The sequence below is a fragment of the Methylobacterium sp. CM6241 genome, assembly GCF_054817845.1.
The window spans coordinates 3,987,604-4,009,471 of record NZ_CM139246.1 but is presented as its reverse complement, the minus strand read 5'-3'; the positions used below and the strand labels follow the sequence as shown (position 1 = coordinate 4,009,471).

Sequence of the window (21,868 nt, the reverse complement as noted above, 5' to 3'; positions counted from 1 at the left end):
GCTCGACTAGCCCGGCGGGCGCGGGTGCATCACCGGGACGGTTTCAAGCTCGCTATCGAGCCCTTTCCTCTTCGAAGCCCCCCGCATCCTCAAACAGCCCGCACCCCACGCAAAACACATCCGCTCCGGGGGCGGGCGGGGATGTAGGCGAGGTCGAGGGTGAGGTCCTGAGGGGGGAGCTCGTAGCGCATCGACGTCGCCAGGAGGTGGGCGGCGGTGACCAGCAGGGTCTGCGTGAGGCCCTCGCCGGGGCAGCGGTGTCCGTCCGTGGCCGAGCCGCCGCCATGGGAGATCAGGTCGAACGGATCGATGGCCTCGGTGCGGAACCGGTCCGGGTCGAAGCGCTCCGGCGCGTGCCAGCGGCCCGGATCGTGGTTGGTGCCATAGAGGTCCATGAGCGCCCAATCGCCGGTCTCGAACGCATGGCCGCGCCACTCGAACGGCTCGCGGACCCGCCCGCCGATGAAGGGGATGAAGGGATAGGCGCGGCGCACCTCCCAGGCGAACCGCTGGCGCGTGTCCTCGTCCGCCGCGCGGAGGGCCTCGGCCCAATGCGGGTTCTCGTGGAGCGCCATGGCGGCGAACACGACGTAGCGCGCATTCGCCACCGTGGGGCGCAGCAGGTTGATGAGCTCCACGCCGGCCGTCTTTCCATCGAGGAGGCGGCCCTCGGCGTCGCGATGGGTGGCGACGGTCCGGGCGGGGCCGGGCGGCGCGTCGCTTCGGCCGCCGCGGATCTCCTCGATCCGTGCCCGCGCCCAGCGTTCGGTGCGGGCGCGGAGGAGATGCCCCCGCCAATTGCGCGGGCCGATGGCGCCCGTGCCGTCGACCATGGCGGCGAACTCGGCCGTCCGCGCATCGACCTCGTCCGGGGCCAGCGGAAGACCGACCCAGTCGCACACCGCCTGCGTGATGACGCGGTGCGCCTCGTCGAGGAGCACCACGCTCTCCCTCGCCGCCCAGCGCGGCACGGCTTGGCGCCAGTGTTCGGTGAACAGGTCGGCGAAGCGCCGGAGGGCGTCCTCCCCCACCAGCGACAGGAACATCGCCTTGCGGTGGCGATGGGCCTCGCCGTCCATCACCATCACGCTGCCATGGTCCTGGATCAGCGCGAAGGTGGTGGGCGGCAGCGCGTGGCGGCGGGTGAAGCGATAATGGTCGTAGAAGCGTGACGCCGCCTCCCGGCCGGACAGGCAGACCACCGGACTGAGCATCAGCCGCGCCGCGAACAGCTCCGACCCATGGCGCCGGCAGCGGTTCGGGATGAAGGCATAGCCTTCCGCGAGCAGCGACAGGGTGCTGTCCGGCGCACGCTCCCGGGGAATCGCCGAGCGGTTTCGCCTGTGTCCGTTCATGGCCGACCTTTCTCGAAAACCTCGCGGAATGCCTCGTCCGAGCCGGGTCAACCTCCGCGAGGCCGCGCGGTTCACCCTCCACCTTCAACCAAACGTAGAGCCCAGCCAGGCTATAGATACCCTTTTTCGAACCAAACACAGGCATGAGCCAGGTTAAAAACCTGGGTTAAACCGTATCCTATCCTTGTATAATGGCTTTTTAATCCCGCCTTTCTCGGAACCATGCTTTCGGTTGCTGGTTGATCTGGTCCATTCCCCAACGTAACGGAGGACAGCATGTCTCAATCCAACGACACGCAGGGCAAGTCGGAGCATCGCGGCGGTTCGGGCAACTTCGCCGAGGATCGTGAGCGCGCCTCGGAGGCCGGCTCGAAGGGCGGCCAGGCCAGCGGCGGCAACTTCGCCAACGACCCGCAGCGTGCCTCGGAAGCCGGCTCGAAGGGCGGCCAGCAGAGCGGTGGCAACTTCGCCAACGACCCCCAGCGCGCTTCGGAAGCGGGCAAGAAGGGCGGCGAAGCGAGCCACGGCGGCCGCGGCTAGGACGCATGCGACGCGTCGTGGGACCGGGGGGCGATGCCTCTCGGTCCCCGCGCGCATGTCATCCGATAGCCGTCGGCACCTTTCCGTCGCGGGCGATCACGCTGCGCCGGTGAATCAGCGCTTGCGTCGGTGATTTTTCGGCTGATAGTGTCACCTTATGTTGACACTCAGCGATGTGCCGATGTCCTCGACCCGGCCGGCCAGACGCCCCCATGCGGTGCTGATCGGCAGCGGCTTCGGTGGGCTCGCCGCCGCCATCCGCCTCGGGGCGCGGGGCTACCGCGTCACGGTGCTGGAGCGGCTGGACCAGCCCGGCGGGCGCGCGCGGGTGCATCGCCAGGACGGCTTCACCTTCGATGCCGGGCCGACCATCGTCACCGCGCCCTTCCTGTTCGAGGAACTCTGGACCCTGTGCGGGCGGCGCATGGAGGACGACGTCGTCCTCGCGCCGATGCTGCCCTTCTACCGCATCCGCTTCGAGGACGGCGCGACCTTCGATTACAGCGGCGATCTCGACGCCATGCGCGAAGAGGTCGCGCGGTTCTCGCCCAGGGACGTCACCGGCTACGAACGCTTCATGGAGCGTTCGCGGGCGATCTGCGAGGTCGGGTTCGAGCGGCTCGGCCACGTGCCCTTCAGGTCGGTCTCGGACATGCTGCGGATCATGCCCGATCTCGTGCGTCTCGGCGGGCACCGCAGCGTCTACGACGTGGTGGCGAGCCACATCCGCGACGAGCGCCTGCGGACGATCTTCAGCTTCCACCCGCTCCTCATCGGCGGCAGCCCGTTCCGGGCGAGCGCGATCTACTGCCTCATCGCCCATCTCGAACGGCGCTGGGGCGTGCATTTCGCGCTCGGCGGCACCGGCCGCCTGGTGGACGGGCTGGCCGGGCTGATCCGGGGGCAGGGCGGGTCGCTCCGCTGCGGCGCGGAGGTCTCGCGCATCCTGGTGGAGAACGGGGCCGCCACCGGGGTCGCTCTGGCCTCGGGCGAGCGCATCGCCGCCGACATCGTCGTCTCCAACGCCGATTCCGCCTTCACCCACCGCACCCTCCTGCCTGAGGGCGTGCGGCGGCGCTGGACCGACCGCCGGCTCGACCGGTCGCATTCCTCCATGGGCCTGTTCGTCTGGTATTTCGGCACGAACCGGACCTTCCCGGACATCGCCCACCACACCATCCTGATGGGGCCGCGCTATCGCGGGCTCATCGACGACATCTTCCGGCGCAAGGTCCTGTCGAAGGATTTCAGCCTCTACCTGCATCGCCCCACCGCCACCGATCCGCTCCTGGCGCCGCCCGGCTGCGATGCGTTCTACGTGCTCTCCCCGGTGCCCAACCTCGCCGGCGGCCAGGATTGGGCGGTGGAGGCGGAGCCCTATCGCCGCGCCATCGAGCGCCATCTCGAGGCCACCGTGATGCCGGGCCTGTCGGAGAGCATCGTCACCTCAAAGGTGACGCATCCGGGGGATTTCGCGGCCGATTTCCTGAGTTTTCGCGGCTCCGGCTTCGGCCTCGAACCGGTACTGACCCAGTCTGCCTGGTTCCGGCCGCACAACGCCTCCGAGGACGTGGCGCGGCTCTACCTCGTGGGAGCCGGCACCCATCCCGGCGCCGGCCTGCCCGGCGTCCTCTCCTCCGCCCGAATTCTCGATACCGTGGTGCCGGATGCGCGCGTCTTCGCCTGACCTTTCCCGGCTTGACTATTCCCGGCCGCCCCTCTGGGCGATCCCCCATGCGGATGCGGCCGACCATGCCGCGTGCCGGGCGGCGATCCGCACCGGGTCGCGCAGCTTCTTCGCCGCCTCCGCCCTGCTGCCGCCCTCCATCCGCCGGCCGGCCTATGGGCTCTACGCCTTCTGCCGCCTCTCCGACGACGCGGTGGACGACGTCGCCGAAAGCGGGCGCCGCCCCGCCGTGGCGCGGCTGCGGATGCGCCTCGACCGCGCCTATGACGGACGCCCCTGCGACGCCCCGGCGGACCGGGCGCTGGCCGACATCGTCTCCGTCCACGCCATCCCCCAGGCTCTGCCCGCCGCTTTGATCGAGGGCCTCGCCTGGGACGCCGGCGGCCGCCGCTACGAGACGCTTGCCGACCTCACCGCCTATGCGGCGCGGGTGGCCGCGTCGGTCGGCGCGATGATGACCCTGGTCATGGGCGTGCGCGACCCCGACGTGCTGGCCCGCGCCTGCGACCTCGGCATCGCCATGCAATTCACCAACATCGCCCGCGATGTCGGCGAGGATGCGCGGGCCGGCCGGCTCTACCTGCCGCAATCCTGGCTGAGGGAGGAGGGGATCGACCCGGACGCGTTCCTCTGCGCACCCGCCTTCACGCCCGCCCTCGGCGGGATCATAGCGCGCCTCCTCGCAGCCGCCGAGCTTCTCTATGCGCGCTCGGAATCCGGCATCGCGGGCCTGCCCCCCGCCTGCCGCCCGGCGATCCGCGCGGCGCGGCTGATCTATGCCGAGATCGGCCGCGAGGTGGAGCGGGCCGGCTACGATTCGGTCTCCCGCCGCGCCCGCGTGGACGGACGCCGGAAGCTCGCGCTCCTCGCCCGCGCCCTGGTCTCGACGGATGACAGGGCGGCCTTGCGCGAAACACCGCTGCCGGAAATCCTGTTCCTGATCGAGGCGGTGGCGGCGCTTCCGTCGATGGCCCCCCGGATTCCGCCCTGGTGGAACGTGCCGGCGCAGGTGGCGCAGGTGCTCGACCTGGTGGAGACCCTGCGCGAGCGTGAGGCGCTCGGCCGCGCGCCCGCCCCCTCGTGAGCGACCGGCTCTTCGCCGCCTTCGACATCGGCCTCGTCTTCGCCCTCGCGCTGGGGCTGGCCCTGTGGCAGCTCATCGTCGTCCGGCGCAGCATCCGCAAAGACCGGGACGACGCCGCCCGCCGCCCGCCGGACGATCCCGCCGGCTGACCGCGTTCCTCTCCCCTTTGGGGCTGCCGGATTCACACATCCGCTCGACGGCCGTTCGCTCTCTCCAGGAGGTTTCGACTCGAGGCGCGACGGGCTCCCTCTCTTGGAAGGAGAGGGCTATCGCATATGCCAATTTGCTTGTCGGAAACCCGCTGGCACCACCCCGTCATCCCGGGTCCGCGCAGCGGAGCCCGGGATCCAGAAACACAAATGGTGCAGGGCTTTACACTGTCAGCGGCTCTGGATTGCACGCCTCTGGCGCGGCCCTCTGGGTCCGGGCTCGCCTGTGGCGACCCGGAATGACGGCGTGGTGTCATATGCGATCGCCTTGCCTTCCAGGAGAGGGCACCCGCGCTTGCGAGAGACCAAATCAATCGACCGCGTGGATCGTCCAGAGATGGCATGATCCGAGGCTTGAGCCTCACCCGAGCGCGGCGGCGATGCTGCTGGACAACGGCGTCGTCGGGCGGCCGATGAGCGTCGAGATCAGGCGCGACGGGCTCCCTCTCCTGGAAGGAGAGGGCTGGGGTGAGGTGTGGTCCCCCTCCGGAAAGCTCACACACCTCACCCTGTCCCTCTCCTTCCAGGAGAGGGGACCCGCGCCCGCCAGAGACCACATGGATCGTCCGGAGATGGTCTGATCCGATGCGCCAGCCTCACCCCAGCGCGGCGGCGATGCTGGCGGACAATGGCGTCGTCGGGCGGCCGATGAGCGTCGAGAGTTGGCGGCCCTCGTCGAACAGGGCGCCGTGCGCGGCGTCCACATCCCACGCGGCGAGGGAATCGGCCAGGACGTCCGGCAGGCCGAAGCCCTTGAGCAGCGCCGCATAGTCCGCCTGCGGCAGGTCCCGGTAGGGGATGTCGCGGCCCGTCTGGCGCGAGAGTTCGGCGGCGAGATCGGCCAGGGTGTAGGCCTCGTCCCCCACCAGCTCGTAGGTTCGCCCGTCATGGCCGTCGCCGGCCAGCACGAGGGCGGCGGCAGCGGCGAAGTCGGCCCGCGCGGCCGAGGCGATCCGGCCGTCACCGGCGCTGCCGAGGAAGGCGCCGCCGGCGAGCGCGCCGGGGATCGAAGCGGTGTAGTTCTCGGTGTACCAGCCGTTCCGCAGGATCGTCGCCGGCAGGCCGGATGCAGCGATGGCGGCCTCCGTGGCGCGGTGCTCCCCGGCGAGGCTGAGCGGCGAGGTGTCGACATGCAGGAGGCTGGTATAGACGAGTCGGCCGATCCCGGCCGCCTTCGCCGCCGCGATGACGGTCTCGTGCTGAGCGACGCGCTGGCCGATTTCGCTCGATGAGATCAACAGCAGGCGCTCGATGCCCCGGAAGGCCTCGGCCAGGGTTTCGGGGCGCGCGTAATCGGCCACCCGCACTCCGACGCCCCGGTCTCGCAGGGCCTGGGCGGCCTCGCTCTCCAGGGATCGCACACCCGCGACGACGGCGCCGGCCGGCACCCGTTCCAGCAGAGCCGCGATGACGAGGCGCCCCAATTGACCGGAGGCGCCGGTGACGAGGATCGTCGGATGAGTGGTGTCGGACATGGCGGGCTTACCCAGGGTTCACTTTCGGTACAAGGGAACTAAGTGAGACCGCATCGGCTGTGAAGGAGGCAGGATTTTGGGACAAGGTGACGCCGAGGGAACCGCCCCCGCACCGGCTCAGGCCGAATTGGCGCGGACCTTCGCGGGCTGGCGGACGAGGGCATTCGAGGCCTCCCGCTGTCCCGTCCGCAACGTGCTGGACCGGACCGGCGACAAATGGTCGATCCTGATCCTCACCGCGCTGGCCGGCGGCCCGCACCGGTTCAGCGCGATCCTCCGGCTGATCCCCGACCTCTCGAAACGGATGCTGACCCAGACCCTGCGCGACCTCGAACGCGACGGCTACATCGCCCGCACGGTCTACCCGACCAAGCCGCCCAGCGTGGAGTATCGCCTGACCGCTCTCGGCGGCACGCTCATGGAGCCCCTGGCGGCCCTCGTCCGCTGGGCGGAGCGGAGCCATGCGGAGATCGAGGCGGCACGGGTGCGGTTCGATGGGGGTTAGGTTGGGGGAGGGGTGAACCGGATGGTCTTGGCCTCGAAAGCGAGGCTGAGCTCGACGGCGAGTACTTCGGCGGCTCGGTTCACCCTGAGGACTGCAAAGAGAACATCCTCGAAGCCGAAAAAAGTTAGGAACGCCAAGCTGTCATTGTCTTACGCCAGAGCGCGGGCCGCACCCATTTCGCTCGCAGCTAAGAGCGTTACCCTGGCCGAACAGCATTCCGCCAAGGGTATCAGAATTTACAATCTTATTGAGCAACTCATCCAAAATTGTTTATAGCAATACAATGCCTTTAAGTGTTTAAATAATCCCGCATGATAGCCATCCGCATACTATCGCATGGCAAGCTACCGAATTGAATCGGCAGACATCAAGCGATTGGATTGCAGCAATGAGCGCCAAGATGATTATAACGGCACTCGTATTTGGCCTAATTGTTGCCACGATGATAGTAGGGGCCTGTGCCATATCAAATGACGTGACGGAGCGTTTTATAAATATTGGCATTCTCTGTGCAGCTATCGCTTCAGGGGCAATAGTTGGAACAGCCCTCGCTCCGTTCGACAAAAGGGAAGAGGAAAAATTCGGAAACTACAGCAAGGCGATTGGATTATTTGCTAGCGGATACATTGCCTCAAAGGCAAACAAGATAATTGATAAGCTGTTTGATCCGGCAACTTACGTAGATATTAGTCAACTTACATCTTTTAGATTAATTGCTGCAATCGCAGTTGCCCTTGCGGCTTCGAAATTAACATTCGCATTCCGTAGTTATGGATATCGATCGCGCTAATGAATCGGGCATCTTCGTTTGAGACGGCCCCAATGAGGCCCCCCATCACCCCGCCCGCCGCGGCATCCGGAACGGCAGCATGAACTGCACCAGCGGGTTGGCGAAGCGGGTGAGGGACAGGCTTTCGTGGACCGGGCGCACGGGCTCGCCGTCGAGGGTCGAGGCGAGGAGCGAGCGGGCGTAGAACGGGGTGTCCTCGAAGGTGCGGACCACCGTGGAAGCCCCGTCGTCGCTGCGGGTGGTGCGGGGCATGCGCCAGAACCGCGTCGGCGGCAAAGCGGCGGGCAGGGGCGGGCGGATGTCGCGGCGGGTGCCGTCGGCGGCAAAGCGCAGGGACAGATTCTGGGTGCTGCCATCGCGGCAGCGCACGTCGTAGAGGATCGCCGACCCGTCCTTGAGGTCGGCCCGGCACCAGGTCCAGTCACGAAAATCCCGGCCCAAAGCGGTGTCACCGTGGTTGGTGTCGAAATAGGCAGTGCCGCGCCAGGACAGGCTCGGGGCGTCGAGGGTCACCTCCACGGGGGAGGAGGGCGCCATCGGCCACCAGCGGTGCCGGCCCTCCGCGTCGAGGGTGAAGGTGTCCCGCGTGAAGCCGTTGGGGCGCAGGCGGATCGTGCCGCGCACCCGCGAGGGGATCGGCGCCGTCACCTCGTCGAGGGTGATGGTGAGGGTGGTCCCGTCCCAGGCGAGACCGCTCGGGCCGATCCGGATCTGCGACGCGTCCCGGCTCAGGGCATTTCGGCCGCGCTCGGTCATGCAGAAGCGGTTGGCGCGCTCGCCGTAAAGCACGACGTTCATGGTGCAGTGGTTGAACGGGTCGCGGCTGAGGTCCAGGGCGTAATAGGGCGAGAACACGCTGCCGATGAAGGCGATGATCGTGAGCCCCTGGCGCCCGTCCTCGCTCAGGGCGTCGACATACCACCAGACGTAACCGCCTTGGGCCACCGGCGTGTCGAAGCGCGGCCCGTCTGGGCGAGATCGGCCAGCAGGCTGTCCGCCGCGATCCGCCCCGATTGCGCCGCCATCGGCACCCCCGGCCCCGGATGGACGCTGCCCCCCGCGAGATACAGCCCCGGCAGCGCCGTCCTGGCCCCCGGACGCTTGAACGAGGCCATCCAGCCGTGCGAGGCCCGGCCGTAGAGGGCGCCCCCCGTCGCCGGAAACAGCCGCTCGAACCCCGCCGGATCGGTGGTCACCGTCCCGGGCGTCGCCTCGATCGTCAGCCCGCATTCCGTCAGCTTGCGACGCAGATTGGTCTCGCATGTGGCGATCTCCGTGGGGGCGAGGGGGCGTTCCCGGCCGAGGGCCGGAGCGTTGACGAGGCAGAGCAGGCGCTCGGGTCGGTCGAGGGCGGAATCGTCGTCGGCGCGGTCCTGCGCGCAGACATAGACGGTAGGATCGTCGGGCAGCCGGCCGGCGCGGAGCTCCGCGAATTCGTTCGCGTAGTCGCCCGAGAAGAACACGTTGTGCCGCACCAGCGGGAAGCCGGAAGTTTGGGCCTTCGCGCAGAGCGTCACCGCCGAGAGGGAGCGGGCATTCGGCGGCACCGCTTCCACCGCCCGCGCCGCGCGCGTGCCGAACAGGCCCGCGCCGAGGGCCGCCGCATCGGCATTGGCTACCACGAGATCGGCCGCGATCCGCTCGCCATCGGCGAGGTCGACACCGACGATGCCGCGCCCGTTCTCCACCGCGATGGCGGCCACCTCGGCGCGATAGCGGATGCGGGCGCCGTTCTCCTGCGCCAGTTCGGCGATGATGGCGGCGAGGCGACTGAGACCGCCCTCCACATGCCAGACGCCCTGGCTCTCCACATGCGCCACCAGCATCAGCGTCGCCGGGGCCTCGAAGGGCGAGGAGCCGCAATAGGTGGCGTAGCGCCCGAACAACTGGCGCAGGCGCGGATCGCGAAAGTATTCGCCCAGCGCCCCCCACAGGGTGGTGAAGGGCTGGATGCGCAGCAAGCCGCCGAGCCCCGACAGGCCGACGCGGCGGCCGAGATCGACCGGGCTCGGCCGCTCGCCCCGGATGAACGGCCCTTCCAGCGTGCCGTAGACCTCCGCCGCGCGGGCACGGAAGCGGCGATAGCCGTCCTCCTCGCGGGGGCCGGCAAAGGCCCGGATCGCCGCCGCCGAGGCTTCGGGATCGGCGAACAGGTCGAGGCGCTGGTCCGCCCCCCAGGCATGGCGGGCAAGGATGGAGGCCGGGCTCAGCCTCACGCGGTCCGACAGGTCGGCGCCGCACTCCGAAAAGATCTCCTCGAATACCCAGCGCATGGTGAAGACGGTGGGGCCGGCCTCCACCCGTGCCCCGTCCGCCGCGACGCTGCGCATCTTGCCGCCGGGCGCAGCCGCACGTTCCAGCACGGTGACGTCGAGCCCCGCATGGGCGAGGCGCAGGGCCGCCACCAGCCCGCCAATTCCCGCTCCGATCACCGCAACCCGCTGCGCCGCCACTGTGTCACCTGTTTCTGCCTTGACGAGTGTCAATAATATCTGACACTTTGCAATGGCAATACGAAAAGACACCAGGGAGTGGCGCCATGGATGCCAACCGTCGGATCGAGCAGGCTCTCGACGCTGCCGTCGCCCATGCGGAGGCGCCCGGCGCGCCGCCGCTCCTGGCGGAAGCCATCCGCTATGCGGTCTTTCCCGGCGGCCACCGCATTCGGCCCCGCCTCTGTCTCTCGGTGGCGAAAGCCTGCGGCGACGACGATCCGGCGGCCTCCGACGCGGCGGCGGCGGCGATCGAACTCCTCCACTGCGCCTCCCTGGTCCATGACGACCTGCCCTGTTTCGACGATGCGCCGATGCGGCGGCAGAAGCCCTCGGTCCATGCCGCCTTCGGCGAGCCCCTGGCGGTGCTGACCGGGGACGCGCTCATCGTCTCGGCCTTCGAGACCCTGGCGCGGGGCGCGGCGCGCTCGCCGGCCCGGCTCGCCGCCCTCGTCGGCCTCGTCGCCCGCGCGGCGGGATCACCCAACGGCATCGCCGCCGGACAGGCCTGGGAATCGGAGCGCCATGTGGGGCTCACCGAGTACCAGCAGGCCAAGACCGGCGCGCTGTTCGCGGCGGCCACCGTCACCGGCGCGGCGGCGGCGGGCGCCCAGGCGCTGCCGTGGCGGCTCCTCGGGGAATGCCTCGGCGAGGCCTATCAGGTCGCCGACGACCTGCGGGATGTCGCCTGCCGCCAGGAAGAGGTCGGCAAGCCGGTGGGCCGAGACGCCACGCTGGGCCGGCCCAACGCCGCCGCCCTGCTCGGCATGGCCGGGGCGCTCTCGCGGCTCAAGCGCCTCGTGCGGGAAGCCGTGGAGGTGATCCCGGCCTGCCCCGGCGCCGACGAACTCCGCGCCGAGATCGAGGCACAGACGCGCCTGTTCCTGCCGGCGAGCCTCGCGCGGGAATTGGCGTGAGCGGGGCAGACCCGTGTCGTTCACTGATAACGCATCGAGTGAAAGGCCAGCCGCGAATCCTCCCCCCTTTGCGGGGGAGGGTGGCCCTCGCGTCAGCGAGGGTCGGGAGAGGGGAGCGCCGTCTCCGGAAAGGTCGCCCCCTCTCCCGGTCGCTCCGCGACCACCCTCCCCCGCAGAGGGGGGAGGGCGACAGCGCGCCCTGCCTTGGCGAGAGCGCTGGCTCGCCTTCCGCAACCGCACCATCGCCAATCCGGCCTTCCAGCGCTGGGCCGCCGCCTTCCCCCTCACGCGGGGAATCGCGCGGCGGAACACCCGCGCGTTGTTCGATCTCTGCGCCGGCTTCGTCTATTCGCAGACCCTGTTCGCCTGCATCAGGCTCGACCTGTTCGCGATCCTCGCCCCCGGCCCGCTCGGGCTCGCGGCCCTGGCCGAGCGGACCTGCCTGAGGCCGGAACGGGCTTTGCGCCTGCTGGACGCCGCCACATCGCTCGACCTGCTGCGGCGCCTGCCCGACGGGCGCTTCGCCCTGGCCGATCTCGGCGCGGCGTTGATCGGCAACCCCTCCATCGCCGCCATGATCGAGCACCATGCGCTCCTCTACGAGGATCTGCGTGACCCGGTGGCGCTCCTGCGCGGGGAGGGCGGCACGAGCCGCCTCGCCGCCTACTGGCCCTATGCGGGCGCGGCTGGCGACGTGGCGATCCCGGCCGAGGCGGTGGCGGATTATTCCGCCCTCATGGCCGCCTCCCAATCCCTCATCGCCGAGGACATCCTCGACGCCTATCCGATGCACCGGCACCGCCTGCTGATGGATGTGGGCGGCGGCGAGGGGGCTTTCCTCCGCACGGTCATGCGGGCGACGCCCGGCCTCGCCGTCCGGCTGTTCGACCTGCCGGCGGTGGCCGCCCGCGCCACGGAGCGTTTCGCGGCCGAGGGCCTGTCCCACCGCGCCGAAGCCCAGGGCGGCAGTTTCCGCACCGCGCCCCTGCCGAAGGGCGCCGACGCCATCTCCCTCGTCCGGGTCGTCCACGACCATGACGACGACACCGTCCGCCTGCTCCTGCGCGCCGCCTACGACGCGCTCGGCGATGGCGGCACGCTCCTGATCGCCGAGCCGATGGCCGGGACGGCGGGGGCCGAGCCGGTCACCGACGCCTATTTCGGCTTCTATCTGCTGGCGATGGGAAGCGGCCGCTGCCGCCGCCCCGCCGAGCTGACCGCGCTCCTCCAGGAGGCCGGCTTCCGCGAGTGCCGCGAGATCCCGACGCGGCGCCCGCTCCTCACCCGCCTGCTGGTGTCCAGACGAATTGACACGCTGCAGCGTAAGTAAGGCTTGACGAATAAAAGTGTCAATCTAGGATGACACATCGAACAAGCGCCGCACCCGTCGCCATCGGGTTGAGGCACGAGACAGGGGAGGGTCGACCACAATGCACGCGCTGGCCGTCCTCTTCGAACGCCCCGAACAGCTGTCGCTCGCCGAACTCGCCCTCGACGCTCCGGGCCCGGCCGACGCGGTGGTCGAGACCCTGTGGAGCGGCATCAGCACCGGCACCGAGCGCCTGCTCTGGACGGGCCGGATGCCACCCTTCCCGGGCATGGGCTATCCGCTGGTCCCCGGCTACGAATCGGTGGGCGAGGTGGTGGAAGCCGGCCCCGCCTCCGGCCTCGCCGTCGGGCAGCGGGTCTTCGTGCCCGGCGCCCGCTGCTTCGGCCCGGTGCGCGGCCTGTTCGGCGGCGCGGCCTCGCGCCTGGTGAGCGACGGCGCGCGGCTCGTTCCCATCGATGCGGATTTGCGCGAACACGGCATCCTGATCGCCCTCGCGGCCACCGCCTACCATGCACTCCACGCGCGTCCGGAAGGCCGCTCGCTCATCGTCGGCCACGGGGTGCTCGGGCGGCTTCTCGCCCGCCTGACACGGATCGCCGGCGGCGAGCCGGTGGTGTGGGAAACGAACGCGATCCGGGCCACGGGCGCGCAGGGCTACGAGGTCGTGCATCCGGATGCGGACGAAACCCGCGATTACGGTTCCATCACCGATGTCAGCGGCGACGCCGCGATCCTCGACACGCTGATCGGGCGGCTCAGGCCCGGCGGCGAGATCGTGCTCGCCGGTTTCTACGAGGCGCCGCTCTCCTTCGCCTTCCCGCCCGCCTTCCTGCGCGAGGCCCGCATCCGCGTCGCCGCCCAGTGGCGGCCGGACGATCTCGCCGCGGTTCTGACCCTGATCGAAGGGGGGCGTCTCTCCCTCGACGGGCTGATCACCCATCGCGAAACGGCGGCGCACGCGCCGTCTGCCTATCGCACGGCGTTCGGTGAGCCCGAATGCCTGAAGATGATCCTCGATTGGAGAGCCGCTTCATGAACATGCAGCTGAACGGAGCCGCACTCCTGCGCGCCGAAGCCGCCATCGAGCCGGATGCGGCCCCCGTCTCCGCCACCAAGGAGACGCAGATCATCGCGATCTACGGCAAGGGCGGCATCGGCAAGTCGTTCACGCTGGCCAATCTCAGCTACATGATGGCCCAGCAGGGCAAGAAGGTCCTGCTCATCGGCTGCGACCCGAAGAGCGACACGACGTCCCTGCTCTTCGGCGGCCGCGCCTGCCCGACCATCATCGAAACCTCCACCAAGAAGAAACTCGCCGGCGAGCAGGTCGCCATCGGCGATGTCTGCTTCAAGCGCGACGGCGTCTACGCCATGGAGCTCGGCGGCCCGGAAGTCGGGCGCGGCTGCGGCGGGCGCGGCATCATCCACGGTTTCGAACTGCTGGAGAAGCTCGGCTTCCACGAATGGGGCTTCGATTACGTCCTGCTCGACTTCCTCGGCGACGTGGTCTGCGGCGGCTTCGGCCTGCCGATCGCCCGCGACATGTGCCAGAAGGTCATCGTCGTCGGCTCGAACGATCTTCAATCGTTGTATGTCGCCAACAACGTCTGCTCGGCGGTGGAATACTTCCGCAAGCTCGGCGGCAACGTGGGTGTGGGCGGCCTCGTCATCAACAAGGACGACGGCACCGGCGAGGCCCAGGCCTTCGCCGCCGCCGTGGGCATCCCGGTCCTCGCGTCCATCCCGGCCGATGACGACATCCGCAAGAAGAGCGCGAATTACGAGATCATCGGCCGGCCCGAGAGCCAATGGGGCTCGCTCTTCGCGGATCTGGCCCAGAACGTCCACGACGCGGCGGCCAACCATCCGACGCCGCTCTCCCAGGACGGGCTCCTCGGCCTGTTCAAGGGCGAGGCCGTGGGCCGGGGCGTCACCCTGGTCCCCGCCACCTTCGAGGATATGTGCGGCACGGTTCAGGTCGTGAAGCCGTCCCTCGAAGTCGTCTACGACGAGGTCTGACGCGCATGGCCGTCTCCCTCGACATCGCCGATCTGCGCGCCCGCAAGGAGCGCCCCGCCTCGACCCTGGCTCCCGCCGCATTGCCTGCGGAGGCGGTCAATCTCGCCGCCACCCAGTCCGACGGGCTCGGCTGCCATTCCGGCAAGGACGCGATGCGGGCGGCCGCCGAAGCCGCCGGGATGTCGGAGACGCTGGAGCAACTTAAAAAAGACTACCCGCAGGGGCCGCACGACCAGCCCCAGAGCATGTGCCCGGCCTTCGGCTCCTTGCGCGTCGGCCTGCGCATGCGCCGCACGGCGACGATCCTGTCGGGCTCGGCCTGCTGCGTCTACGGGCTCACCTTCACGTCGCATTTCTACGGGGCGAAGCGCAGCGTCGGCTACGTGCCCTTCAATTCCGAAACCCTCGTCACCGGCAAGCTGTTCGAGGACATCCGCGAGGCGGTGTTCGACGTGGCCAAGCCCGCCGATTACGACGCGGTCGTCGTCATCAACCTCTGCGTCCCCACCGCCTCCGGCGTACCGCTCCGGCTCCTGCCGAAGGAGATCGACGGTGTCCGCATCATCGGCATCGACGTGCCGGGCTTCGGCGTGCCGACCCATGCGGAAGCCAAGGACGTGCTCGCCGGGGCGATGCTGAAATTCGCCCGCTCCGAGGCCGAGCAGGGCCCGGTCCAGGCGCCGCGCCTCGGCCGCTCCGAGCGCCCCAGCGTGACGCTGCTCGGCGAGATGTTCCCGGCCGACCCGGTGGTGATCGGCGGCCTGCTCGAGCCGCTGGGCCTCAGCGCCGGCCCGGTGGTGCCGACCCGCGAATGGCGCGAGCTCTACGCGGCGCTCGACTGCGCGGCGGTGGCGGCGATCCACCCGTTCTACACCGCCTCGATCCGCGAATTCGAACTCGCCGGCCGCCCCATCGTCGGCTCCGCCCCCGTCGGCCATGACGGCACCGCCGATTGGCTCGACCGGATCGGCGACGCCTGCGCCGTGCCGCGCGCCATTGTGGAGGCCGCCAAGAACCGGCTCCTGCCGATGATCCAGGGGGCGCTGGCCGCCGCGCCTATCAAGGGCCGGATCACGCTCTCGGGCTACGAGGGGTCTGAACTGCTGGTCGGCCGGCTCCTCGTCGAGAGCGGCGCGGACCTGCGCTACGTCGGCACCGCCTGCCCGCGCACGCCCTATTCGGAGGCCGACCGCGACTGGCTGGAATCACGCGGCGTCATAGTGCGCTTCCGCGCCTCGCTGGAGGACGACCTCTCTGCCATGCGCGAGTTCCGCCCGGACCTCGCCATCGGCACCACGCCGGTGGTGCAGGCCGCCAAGGAGCAGGCGATCCCCGCTCTCTACTTCACCAACCTGATCTCGGCCCGCCCGCTCATGGGCGTCGCCGGCGCCGGGTCGCTCGCCAAGGTCATCAACACGGCGCTCGGCAACCGGCACCGGTTCGACGCCATGCGGGACTTCTTCGACGGGGTCGGCGAGGGCCATGCCGCCGGGATCTGGGAAGAGGTGCCGAAAGTCCGCCAGAACGTCGCCTCGGCGACGCGCGGAAAACCCTCCCACAACCCGATCGGGGAGATGGCCTGATGCTCGTTCTCGATCACGACCGGGCCGGCGGCTATTGGGGCGCCGTCTACGTCTTCACCGCCATCAAGGGGTTGCAGGTCGTCATCGACGGTCCCGTCGGCTGCGAGAACCTGCCGGTCACCTCGGTGCTCCACTACACCGACGCGCTGCCGCCGCACGAATTGCCCATCGTGGTCACCGGGCTGGCCGAGGAGGAACTCGGCCGCCACGGCACCGAGGCCGCGATGAAGCGGGCCCATGCCACCCTCGATCCGGGCATGCCGAGCGTGGTCGTCACCGGTTCCATCGCCGAGATGATCGGCGGCGGCGTGACCCCGGAGGGCACCAACCTCCAGCGCTTCCTGCCGCGCACCATCGACGAGGACCAGTGGCAGACCGCCGACCGGGCGATGTCCTGGCTCTGGCAGGAATACGGCGCCCGGAAATTCGCCAAGAAGGGCATCCCGGCCCGGCCTCCCCGCAAGGAGGGTGAGCGCCCCCGCGTCAACATCATCGGCCCGGCCTACGGCACCTTCAACATGCCCTCGGACCTGGCCGAGATCCGCCGCCTCGTGGAGGGGATCGGGGCCGAGGTGAACCTCGCCTTTCCGCTCGGCTCGCATCTCGCCGACGTGCCGAAACTCGTGAACGCGGATGCCAATATCTGCCTCTACCGCGAGTTCGGCCGCCTGCTCTGCGAAGCCCTGGAGCGGCCCTACCTGCAGGCGCCGATCGGGCTTCACGCCACCACCCGGTTCCTGCGCAAGCTCGGAGAGATCCTCGGCCTCGATCCGGAGCCCTTCATCGAGCGCGAGCGCCACACCACGATCAAGCCGGTCTGGGACCTGTGGCGCTCGGTGACCCAGGACTTTTTCGGCACCGCGAGCTTCGGCATCGTCGCCTCCGACACCTATGCGCGGGGCGTGCGCCGCTTCCTCGAAGACGAGATGGGCCTGCCCTGCACCTTCGCGATCTCGCGCCGGCCCGGCGCCAAGACCGACAACGCGGCGGTGCGGGACGCGATCAAGGCCAACCCGCCCCTCGTCCTGTTCGGCTCGTTCAACGAGCGAATGTACGCGGCCGAATGCGGATCGCGGGCGGTGTTCGTACCGGCCTCCTTTCCGGGCGCCATCATCCGCCGCCATACCGGCACGCCCTTCATGGGCTTCTCGGGCGCGACCTACCTCATCCAGGAGGTCTGCAACGCCCTGTTCGACATGCTCTTCCACATCCTGCCGCTCGCCCGCGACATGGACCGGGTCGAGGCGACGCCGGCGCGGATCCATCGCGAACTGCCCTGGGACGAGGCCGCCCGCACCCTCCTCGACGACCTCGTCGAGACCCATCCGGTGCTGGTGCGGATCTCGGTGGCCAAGCGCCTGCGCGACGCGGCCGAACGGGCGACCCGGAATGCCGGGCAGGACCGCGTCGGCCCGGCCGAGGTCGAGCGCGCGCATGCGGACCTGACCCTCGGAGCGGCGGCATGAGCGCCCCCGCCCCACACCCTCTTTCCGGCTGGAGCGGCGCGGCGCCGTTTCCGTCGAGAACCGGCTTCCTCGCGAGGCCGACCGCCGCGGATCGTGGACAGGAGATTTCCGCCATGCAGTCGATGACCATGCCGTCCCGCCAGTCCCTTTCGCGTCCCGCCCCGTCGCGTCCGATGACGCGCCTGCAGCGGCACGCGCTGCAGTTCCGCCTCCTCCTGGTGGCGACCTACCCGTTCTTCCTCGCGGCGGCGGCGCTCCAGCGCCTCGTCCCGGCACGAGCCCCGGCGGGCCACGGGCTCATCGCCCGGCGCTCGGTCTTCGGCGAGGCCAAAGCCATGGCCGAGTCGGCGATCCCCTTCGTCTTCATGGGCTGACGCCTTCCGGGGCCGGATCGCCCCGGGCCGATGCCCGCCCGATCCGGAACCCGAACGACCTCCCGTCCGACGAGGGGGGGGAACGACCGTCGCGAGCGCCGCTGCCGGCCCCCGCGACCTCACCCGCCGCGCGTGGAGCACGCCCGGCCAGACGAAAGCGGAGGCTCACATCATGTCCAGTGGAATCGAGAAGGCGAGCAGCCTGTCCGGGCTGACCGAACCCGAAGCCAAGGAGTTCCACGCGATCTTCCTGACGAGCTTCATCATCTTCACGGCCATCGCCGTGGTCGCGCATATCCTCGTCTGGATGTGGCGCCCGTGGCTGCCCGGCCCCAAGGGCTACGCCGCCCTCGACACCGTCACGAGCGCCGCGCACGGCCTCGTCTCGATGATCTCCTGAGGAGGAACGCACCCATGCACAAGGTCTGGCTTCTCTTCGATCCGCGCCGCACGCTGGTGGCGCTCTTCACCTTCCTGTTCATCCTGGCGCTGCTGATCCACTTCATCTTGCTCAGCACCGACCGGTTCAACTGGCTGGAAGGCCCCAAGGCCCCGCGCGCCGCCAATGCGCAGACGCTGGTCCTGCCGACGATGCCCGCCTGACGGGGCGGGCCGGGATCACCCTCCTCCCCCTCCGGTCTCGGGCTCGCCCGAGACCCGCATGTCAGGTGCCCATATCGGGCAAGCCCGAGATGGGTGCGGGGAGGAGTTGGAGGTGGGGGTGGCTGGGCGACCTTCCTACTGCGGAGGCTGGCGGCGCCACCCCCACCCCTAGCCCCTCCCCACAAGGGGGAGGGGGACGACGCGCACCCTGACGGATGCGCCCATCCATCAAGAATCGTGACCTGTGAAGCCGGGAGGTATTCGCGATGGCGATGCTGAGTTTCGAACGAAAATATCGCGTCCGCGGCGGCACGTTGCTCGGTGGAGACCTGTTCGATTTCTGGGTCGGGCCGTTCTATGTCGGGTTCTTCGGCGTCACGACGTTGTTCTTCTCGGTGCTCGGCACCGCGCTGATCGTCTACGGCGCGGCCCTCGGGCCGACCTGGAACATCTGGCAGATCAACATCGCGCCGCCCGAGCTGAAATACGGGCTGGCGCTCGCCCCCCTCAAGGAGGGCGGCCTCTGGCAGATCATCACCTTCTGCGCCATCGGCTCGTTCGTCTCCTGGGCCCTGCGCGAGGTCGAGATCTGCCGCAAGCTCGGCATCGGCTACCACGTGCCCTTCGCCTTCTCGGTGGCGATCTTCGCCTATGTCTCGCTGGTGGTGATCCGGCCGTTCCTGATGGGCGCCTGGGGCCACGGCTTCCCCTACGGCATCCTCTCCCATCTCGATTGGGTTTCGAACACCGGCTACCAGTACCTGCACTTCCACTACAATCCGGCGCACATGCTGGCGGTGTCGTTCTTCTTCACGACGACGTTCGCCCTGTCCCTGCACGGCGCCCTGATCCTCTCCGCCACCAATCCGGGCAAGGGCCAGGTGGTGAAGACGCCCGAGCACGAGGACACCTTCTTCCGCGACACGATCGGCTACTCGATCGGCACGCTCGGCATCCACCGGCTCGGCCTGTTCCTCGCCCTCTCGGCGGGCTTCTGGAGCGCCGTCTGCATCATCATCAGCGGCCCGTTCTGGACCCGCGGCTGGCCGGAATGGTGGGGCTGGTGGCTCAATCTCCCGGTCTGGCGCTGACGAGCGCCGCAGAGTTCACGACGCGAAACCGGTGACCACTTCCGCGAAACCTGCTGAGCGGGGCACGACGACCATGGCCTACTATCAAAACATCTTCACAGAGGTCCAAGTCCGCTCCACCATTCCGGAACTCGGCGTTCCCGTCGATGTCGACCGGCGCTGGGGCACGCCGTTCCACAGCTACCTGTTCGGCCTGTTCGGCAACGCCCAGGTCGGCCCGATCTATATCGGCTATCTCGGCGCCCTCTCGGGCGTGTGCTTCCTCATCGCCTTCGAGATCGTCGGCCTCAACATGTGGGCCTCGGTGAACTGGGACCCGGTCCAGTTCGTGCGCCAATTGCCCTGGCTCGCCCTGGAGCCGCCGCGACCGCAATACGGGCTCAAGATCCTGCCGCCGCTGCAGGAGGGCGGATGGTGGCTGATCGCCGGCTTCTTCCTCACCGCCTCGATCCTGCTGTGGTGGGTGCGGCTCTATCGCCGCGCCCGGGCGCTCGGCCTCGGTACCCACGTGCCCTGGGCCTTCGCCTCCGCGATCTGGCTGTTCCTGGTCCTCGGCTTCATCCGGCCCATCCTGATGGGGTCGTGGAGCGAGGCGGTGCCCTTCGGCATCTTCCCGCATCTCGACTGGACCGCCGCCTTCTCGCTCCGCTACGGCAACCTCTTCTACAACCCGTTCCACATGCTCTCGATCGTCTTCCTCTACGGGTCGACGCTGCTCTTCGCGATGCATGGCGCCACCATCCTGGCGGTGAGCCGCTTCGGCGGCGAGCGCGAGATCGACCAAATCGTCGATCGCGGCACCGCCACCGAGCGCGCCGCCCTGTTCTGGCGCTGGACCATGGGCTTCAACGCCACCATGGAATCGGTCCACCGCTGGGCCTGGTGGTTCGCCGTGCTGACCACCCTCACCGGCGGCATCGGCATCCTGCTCACCGGCACGGTGGTCGACAATTGGTATCTCTGGGCGGTCAAGCACGGCGTCGCCCCGTCCTATCCGCAGGTCTATGCGCCGGTCGTCGATCCCTTGAGCATGCCGGGGGCGGTCCCATGAAGACGTTTTTCACTGTCCTCGCTGGCTCGATCGCCTTCTTCCTCACCGTCGCGATGTTCGGTCTGACCGACTGGGACCGGCCGCCCCTGGCGGTTCAGCAAAGCGGCTTTCGCGGCACGGCGATGGACCAGATCCATACCCGCGCCGGGGCGGCCGAGACGAAGGCGGCCAATGTCGCGCCGGCGCCGGCCGACCCGGCCGAGCCCGGCGAGGAACTCGCCGGCGCCACCTACGAGAATGTTCAGGTCCTCAAGAACGTCAGCGTCAACGAGTTCAACCGCCTGATGGTCTCGATGACCGAATGGGTCAGCCCCGAACAGGGCTGCACCTACTGCCACAACACCGAGAACATGGCCGACGACAGCCTCTACCAGAAGAAGGTCGCCCGCCGGATGCTGCAGATGACCCAGCACATCAACGAAAGCTGGAAGGACAACCATGTGGGGGGCACGGGCGTCACCTGCTTCACCTGCCATCGCGGCCAGCCGGTGCCGGCCCATGTCTGGTTCACCGATCCCGGCCCGAACCGGCCCGGCGGCTTCATCGCCCGCAACAACGGGCAGAACCTGGCCAAGGCCTCGGTGGGCCTCGCCTCGCTGCCCTACGACACGCTGACCGAGTACCTCGCCGACAAGACCATCGACAACAACGCCATCCGGGTGAACGCCACCACGGCGCTTCCCACCACCAAGGGCAAGCCGATCCAGGACGCCGAGAAGACCTACGGCCTGATGATCCACATGTCGGAGGGCCTCGGGGTCAATTGCACCTTCTGCCACAACACAAGGGCGATCTCGAACTGGTCGCAGAGTACGCCCCAGCGCACCACCGCCTGGCACGGCATCCGCATGGTGCGGGACATCAACGGCAATTACCTCGAGCCGCTGACCTCGACCTTCCCCACGGCCCGCCTCGGCGTGCTCGGCGACGTGCCGAAGGTGAATTGCACCACCTGCCACAACGGCCAGAGCAAGCCGCTCAACGGCGCTCAGGTCATCGGGCCCTATCCCGAACTGGCCAAATCCACCGAGACGGCGAGCGCGGCGGACCCTGCACCGGCAGACCCGGCTCCGACCCCCGCGCCACAATAGATTTTCGGGGATAGACAAAGGGGGGTGGGTTCTTTGGGATCCGCCCCTTTTGCTTGCGCGGACGGGCACCACACCAAGTCCCAAGCGAGCCCGTCCCAGCGGGCACGGTTGAGCATCCCCTCACTCCGCACGCTTCCTGGATTCACACCTGCTCTTTCAGGCAGAGCGCGTCCCTCTCCCCCTTGTGGGGAGAGGTTAGGAGTGGG

Annotated in this window: 23 protein-coding genes; 19 read left to right on the top strand and 4 right to left on the bottom strand. The window is 69.0% G+C overall.

Translation table 11 applies throughout. From position 1 onward, the window contains the following. Nucleotides 1-89: 89 nt before the first annotated feature. Nucleotides 90-1,355: a cytochrome P450 gene (locus tag ACYQR9_RS18795; RefSeq protein ID WP_461227672.1), complete on the bottom strand. Its 1,266-nt coding sequence runs from the start codon at nucleotides 1,353-1,355 to the stop codon at nucleotides 90-92. Between the two features lie 276 nt (nucleotides 1,356-1,631). Here ACYQR9_RS18795 and ACYQR9_RS18790 point away from each other — a divergent pair, with 276 nt between their 5' ends. From ACYQR9_RS18790 to ACYQR9_RS18770, 5 genes are all read left to right on the top strand, one after another. Next, a complete protein-coding gene (locus ACYQR9_RS18790; RefSeq protein WP_311273842.1) occupies nucleotides 1,632-1,895 on the top strand; it encodes a con-10 family general stress protein in 264 nt (87 codons plus the stop codon). A gap of 157 nt (nucleotides 1,896-2,052) precedes the next feature. Continuing rightward, complete coding sequence (locus tag ACYQR9_RS18785; protein WP_461227671.1) at nucleotides 2,053-3,582, top strand: phytoene desaturase; 1,530 nt, start codon at nucleotides 2,053-2,055, stop codon at nucleotides 3,580-3,582. Further along, nucleotides 3,563-4,666, top strand: coding sequence for a phytoene/squalene synthase family protein (locus tag ACYQR9_RS18780; RefSeq protein ID WP_461227670.1), 1,104 nt, complete (start codon nucleotides 3,563-3,565; stop codon nucleotides 4,664-4,666). The genes ACYQR9_RS18785 and ACYQR9_RS18780 overlap by 20 nt, the downstream gene beginning before the upstream one ends. Further along, on the top strand, nucleotides 4,663-4,815 hold the full coding sequence (locus ACYQR9_RS18775; RefSeq protein WP_311273839.1) for a hypothetical protein: 153 nt from the start codon (nucleotides 4,663-4,665) through the stop codon (nucleotides 4,813-4,815). The genes ACYQR9_RS18780 and ACYQR9_RS18775 overlap by 4 nt, the downstream gene beginning before the upstream one ends. A 440-nt stretch (nucleotides 4,816-5,255) precedes the next feature. Beyond that, nucleotides 5,256-5,456 carry a hypothetical protein gene (locus tag ACYQR9_RS18770; protein ID WP_461227669.1) on the top strand — a complete coding sequence of 67 codons (201 nt, stop codon included), beginning with the start codon at nucleotides 5,256-5,258 and terminating at the stop codon, nucleotides 5,454-5,456. 15 nt (nucleotides 5,457-5,471) lie between these two features. On the opposite strand, the gene ACYQR9_RS18765 is transcribed toward ACYQR9_RS18770, so the two are convergent. Beyond that, a complete protein-coding gene (locus ACYQR9_RS18765) occupies nucleotides 5,472-6,350 on the bottom strand; it encodes an SDR family oxidoreductase (protein WP_461227668.1) in 879 nt (292 codons plus the stop codon). Nucleotides 6,351-6,426: 76 nt separating this feature from the next. Here ACYQR9_RS18765 and ACYQR9_RS18760 point away from each other — a divergent pair, with 76 nt between their 5' ends. Next, the gene (locus ACYQR9_RS18760; protein WP_026175842.1) at nucleotides 6,427-6,855 is read left to right on the top strand and encodes a winged helix-turn-helix transcriptional regulator; all 429 of its coding nucleotides are present in this window, start codon (nucleotides 6,427-6,429) and stop codon (nucleotides 6,853-6,855) included. 388 nt (nucleotides 6,856-7,243) lie between these two features. Beyond that, nucleotides 7,244-7,645: a hypothetical protein gene (locus tag ACYQR9_RS18755; RefSeq protein WP_311273836.1), complete on the top strand. Its 402-nt coding sequence runs from the start codon at nucleotides 7,244-7,246 to the stop codon at nucleotides 7,643-7,645. Nucleotides 7,646-7,690: 45 nt separating this feature from the next. Here ACYQR9_RS18755 and ACYQR9_RS18750 read toward each other — a convergent pair whose 3' ends face one another. Continuing rightward, complete coding sequence (locus ACYQR9_RS18750) at nucleotides 7,691-8,590, bottom strand: carotenoid 1,2-hydratase (RefSeq protein ID WP_461227667.1); 900 nt, start codon at nucleotides 8,588-8,590, stop codon at nucleotides 7,691-7,693. Further along, nucleotides 8,548-10,098: a 1-hydroxycarotenoid 3,4-desaturase CrtD gene (gene crtD / locus ACYQR9_RS18745; RefSeq protein ID WP_461227666.1), complete on the bottom strand. Its 1,551-nt coding sequence runs from the start codon at nucleotides 10,096-10,098 to the stop codon at nucleotides 8,548-8,550. Before crtD ends, ACYQR9_RS18750 begins: the two co-directional genes overlap by 43 nt. A gap of 86 nt (nucleotides 10,099-10,184) precedes the next feature. On the opposite strand from crtD, the gene ACYQR9_RS18740 reads away from it, so the two are divergent. From ACYQR9_RS18740 to pufC, 12 genes are all read left to right on the top strand, one after another. Continuing rightward, nucleotides 10,185-11,054: a polyprenyl synthetase family protein gene (locus ACYQR9_RS18740; protein ID WP_419953722.1), complete on the top strand. Its 870-nt coding sequence runs from the start codon at nucleotides 10,185-10,187 to the stop codon at nucleotides 11,052-11,054. Between the two features lie 199 nt (nucleotides 11,055-11,253). Further along, nucleotides 11,254-12,384 carry a methyltransferase gene (locus ACYQR9_RS18735; RefSeq protein ID WP_461229841.1) on the top strand — a complete coding sequence of 377 codons (1,131 nt, stop codon included), beginning with the start codon at nucleotides 11,254-11,256 and terminating at the stop codon, nucleotides 12,382-12,384. A 100-nt stretch (nucleotides 12,385-12,484) separates the two neighbouring features. Beyond that, nucleotides 12,485-13,420, top strand: coding sequence for a chlorophyll synthesis pathway protein BchC (bchC, locus tag ACYQR9_RS18730; RefSeq protein WP_461227665.1), 936 nt, complete (start codon nucleotides 12,485-12,487; stop codon nucleotides 13,418-13,420). Continuing rightward, complete coding sequence (locus ACYQR9_RS18725; RefSeq protein WP_461227664.1) at nucleotides 13,417-14,403, top strand: chlorophyllide a reductase iron protein subunit X; 987 nt, start codon at nucleotides 13,417-13,419, stop codon at nucleotides 14,401-14,403. Before bchC ends, ACYQR9_RS18725 begins: the two co-directional genes overlap by 4 nt. A gap of 5 nt (nucleotides 14,404-14,408) precedes the next feature. Then, nucleotides 14,409-15,986, top strand: a complete 1,578-nt coding sequence (gene bchY / locus ACYQR9_RS18720) for a chlorophyllide a reductase subunit Y (protein WP_461227663.1) — start codon at nucleotides 14,409-14,411, stop codon at nucleotides 15,984-15,986. Continuing rightward, nucleotides 15,986-17,452, top strand: coding sequence for a chlorophyllide a reductase subunit Z (gene bchZ, locus ACYQR9_RS18715; protein ID WP_311273829.1), 1,467 nt, complete (start codon nucleotides 15,986-15,988; stop codon nucleotides 17,450-17,452). Before bchY ends, bchZ begins: the two co-directional genes overlap by 1 nt. 122 nt (nucleotides 17,453-17,574) lie before the next feature. Further along, nucleotides 17,575-17,826, top strand: coding sequence for a hypothetical protein (locus ACYQR9_RS18710; protein ID WP_461225360.1), 252 nt, complete (start codon nucleotides 17,575-17,577; stop codon nucleotides 17,824-17,826). A gap of 172 nt (nucleotides 17,827-17,998) precedes the next feature. Then, nucleotides 17,999-18,226 (top strand): light-harvesting antenna LH1, beta subunit, encoded by a 228-nt coding sequence (gene pufB / locus ACYQR9_RS18705; protein WP_018043292.1) that lies wholly within the window; start codon nucleotides 17,999-18,001, stop codon nucleotides 18,224-18,226. A gap of 14 nt (nucleotides 18,227-18,240) precedes the next feature. Further along, the gene (gene pufA, locus ACYQR9_RS18700) at nucleotides 18,241-18,429 is read left to right on the top strand and encodes a light-harvesting antenna LH1, alpha subunit (protein ID WP_018043293.1); all 189 of its coding nucleotides are present in this window, start codon (nucleotides 18,241-18,243) and stop codon (nucleotides 18,427-18,429) included. Between the two features lie 266 nt (nucleotides 18,430-18,695). Continuing rightward, nucleotides 18,696-19,520 (top strand): photosynthetic reaction center subunit L, encoded by an 825-nt coding sequence (gene pufL, locus ACYQR9_RS18695; RefSeq protein WP_461227662.1) that lies wholly within the window; start codon nucleotides 18,696-18,698, stop codon nucleotides 19,518-19,520. A 73-nt stretch (nucleotides 19,521-19,593) separates the two neighbouring features. After that, nucleotides 19,594-20,571, top strand: a complete 978-nt coding sequence (gene pufM / locus ACYQR9_RS18690; protein ID WP_056425355.1) for a photosynthetic reaction center subunit M — start codon at nucleotides 19,594-19,596, stop codon at nucleotides 20,569-20,571. Then, complete coding sequence (pufC, locus tag ACYQR9_RS18685; protein WP_311273827.1) at nucleotides 20,568-21,662, top strand: photosynthetic reaction center cytochrome PufC; 1,095 nt, start codon at nucleotides 20,568-20,570, stop codon at nucleotides 21,660-21,662. Before pufM ends, pufC begins: the two co-directional genes overlap by 4 nt. The last annotated feature ends 206 nt before the right edge of the window (nucleotides 21,663-21,868 follow it).